Annotated in this window: 3 protein-coding genes; 2 read left to right on the plus strand and 1 reads right to left on the minus strand. The window is 43.6% G+C overall.

The window, feature by feature from the left end; translation table 11 throughout:
• Window positions 1-18 precede the first annotated feature (18 nt).
• Entirely contained in the window at window positions 19-666 is a 648-nt protein-coding gene (locus tag J0895_RS04280) for a hypothetical protein (protein ID WP_207086886.1), read from the plus strand.
• A gap of 29 nt (window positions 667-695) precedes the next feature.
• Window positions 696-1,520, plus strand: coding sequence for a hypothetical protein (locus J0895_RS04285; protein ID WP_207086887.1), 825 nt, complete (start codon window positions 696-698; stop codon window positions 1,518-1,520).
• A 21-nt stretch (window positions 1,521-1,541) separates the two neighbouring features.
• Here the strand turns inward: J0895_RS04285 and J0895_RS04290 are convergent.
• Window positions 1,542-2,582, minus strand: a 1,041-nt coding sequence (locus J0895_RS04290; RefSeq protein WP_207086888.1) for a hypothetical protein, incomplete at its 5' end; no start/stop codon positions are given.

Raw genomic sequence — 2,582 nt, forward strand, 5'->3', positions numbered from 1 at the left:
ATCATTGCCAGAAAACCCTTGAGAATGCCCATTTATAGGCAATTACCCGAGAATCATGATATAGACAACCGGCTGAATTCTTTGAAAAATTCAGGTTTGTTAGTCGGAAGCGATGCTACAATCGACAAAAAGCTAAATGACCTAGCCAACGAAGTTAAGCTGGGTCAGATTGGGGCCAAAGGTGAAATCACCTTTTTAGAGAGGCAAATCTTGAGCTTAGGCCGATCAGTCGAAATTATACCTGAATCTGTTCAGGAAAATGTTAAAATACCCGACTATGCAGTTTACCTCAATCAGGGGGAAACCCTAAAATCGGAAATTACTGAAATAAAAACCACAGTTAAAACAAGCAACGTTAGTGCAAGCGCGGGATGGGATCAATGGATTAAAAAGAAAATTGGACAAGCGAACAGACAGCTTAAAAAATCAGGTCTAGCTTATGGAATTCCAGGTTCGTTGGAAATGCAGCTTTACGAAGAAGCCGAAAAAGATTTTTCTGCTATTCTACTCAACGAACCTGAGACTGTCGCAGGGTGGATTTTACGAGATTTTCGCTCTAATCAAATGAGGAGCTTGCGGCGAGTCGCAATTTATGGAAATGGAGAACTGCTGGTAGAGTTTAGTCGCAGCGAAGATAATCAAATTATCAAAACGTCTTCTGAATAAAGATAACTATTTTTCTAAAGTCTAAACCTATGAATAATCACCAAAATTTTCAAACCACTTGGCGACGAGGAAGCGGTCTAATAGATTGGACTTATAATTTATGTGTCGATTCTGCCCTAGAAGAATTTCTGCCTAATTCCTCCCTCACTCCTTTGTCAATATTCGGAGGAAGAGGTCTAAGGGATTTGCCTGATGATTTAGTTGTCAAGTCGCCCCTAGAAAAATTTCTGAATAGTCCCTCGAACAGTCCCTTGCCGATGGGTAAGAGACTCGCAGGGTTACTTCTGACTGAACCCTCGATCCGTCGCTTGTGGATAGTCGAGAGAATCGAACGGTTACTAAAGACACTCGATGACTTTGCGCGGGTTGAGGATGTTACTATTGATACCCGCAGTTGCGGAGAAGAAACATTTTTAATCGAGGAGTGGCAAGGCACACAATCTAGGTTAAAATTGAGAAACTGGTTGACAAAAACCGATGATGTAGTAAATATAGATTTTACTTTAACCTTGCAATGTTTGACACCGGGCGATCGCAACATTTCCGAAGAATTAGCGATTAAATCTGGGGGGAATATTTCTATTTTTGTTGAACTTGATGATGACGGAGAATTAGATACCACCACCCCGAGTCCAATTTGGTTAAACTTTGGACTGGATATCGATATTTATGCGCCGCTTTCCTGGGGAAAACAGCGCGATAATACTAAACTGGCACTACTCAATGGTTCCCGCTTATCTGCCTTTCTCCATCGTCTGGAAGAACACATTCCCGCCGAATTTTTAGGTGTGGATGCTCCTGATTATCAAGATCGAGTGGATCGATATGGATTCTTAGCGGTATCCCACCGATAATCTATATAAGAGAGATGGGTTCTATGGAGTCGGATCGCTATCCCTAAAACTGCTATCCGCAAACCAATAGAGCAAACTCCCGATCGCAGCGCCGATAAACCCCATTAATCCCGCAATTAAATCTTGGGGGAGATATCGATTTAACCAACTCATCCAAATTGATTTAACGGGTAAGTTCCTATCAATCCCGATTTCTATCTTTCGGGCTTTCCCAGAAAAGCGCACTTCGATTCCTGCCGGTTCCTCTGGATGCAGTTGGAGGCGAGGAAAGGATGAAATACCCGGTTCTCCCACAGCACTAAAAAATTGATTTTGCTGCAAGTCTATCAGTTCATCTCCCATTCGCACTTGTCCGGCTTGAATGCTGGAAATCTCAAATTCGTCTCGCAGTTCTCCGGTACGACGTTGCTGAGTGAAATTGACCTGTTTGACGGGTAAATTTCCCCCTAACCATTCCTGATCCGGAGTTGGGGTGAGGTTGGGCAAGCCTAATGTGAGGTCAACTGAATCATTTAAAGCCAGACGCAGTTCGGTGTTAATCGGCACAAAGGTTAATTCTAAGGGATAGCTTTCTGAGGGTCGATTTTTAGGGGATAAGGTGGGTAAGCGATAATTTTCTAGGGTGATTTTGATGGGGTTAGTTCCCAGGGAGAGTAATAAAATATTCGGAGTTTCTGAACTTTTGTGAACGAGGTTTAATCCCATCAGATTCCCAAAGGATTGATAAAAGAGTTGGGAAATGGTTGTCTCGGGTTGTAGGCGGAGTTCGGTGAGTTCTAGTTGGCTGGGGTTGGGTGGGATGGGTTCGAGAATCAGTTTGCTTTCGGGGCGATCGAGGACTATTTCTAGGGGAGTGAATTGACTGAGGGTGGGGATGGAGGGACTGGTGAATTGACCGTATAAAGTGAGGTTAGGCTGTATCCCTTGGAGTTCCAATCGCTGGAGGGGTCGGATGCTATGGAGAAACAGTTGATTGGGAGAGGTCCCGCGATAAGTAAAGCTGAATTGGGTAACAATGACATTGCCTTCAAAGTTGGCAATTCTGGGCAGAAAAGCAGCGAT

Origin of the sequence: Phormidium pseudopriestleyi FRX01 (genome assembly GCF_017313335.1) — a bacterium.
Classification (GTDB): Bacteria; Cyanobacteriota; Cyanobacteriia; order Cyanobacteriales; family Laspinemataceae; genus Laspinema; species Laspinema pseudopriestleyi.

What these genes read in the sequence shown, in the direction of transcription:
- J0895_RS04285 (WP_207086887.1), top strand. Translation starts at nt 696, where the DNA reads ATGAATAATCACCAAAATTTTCAAACCACTTGGCGACGAGGAAGCGGT.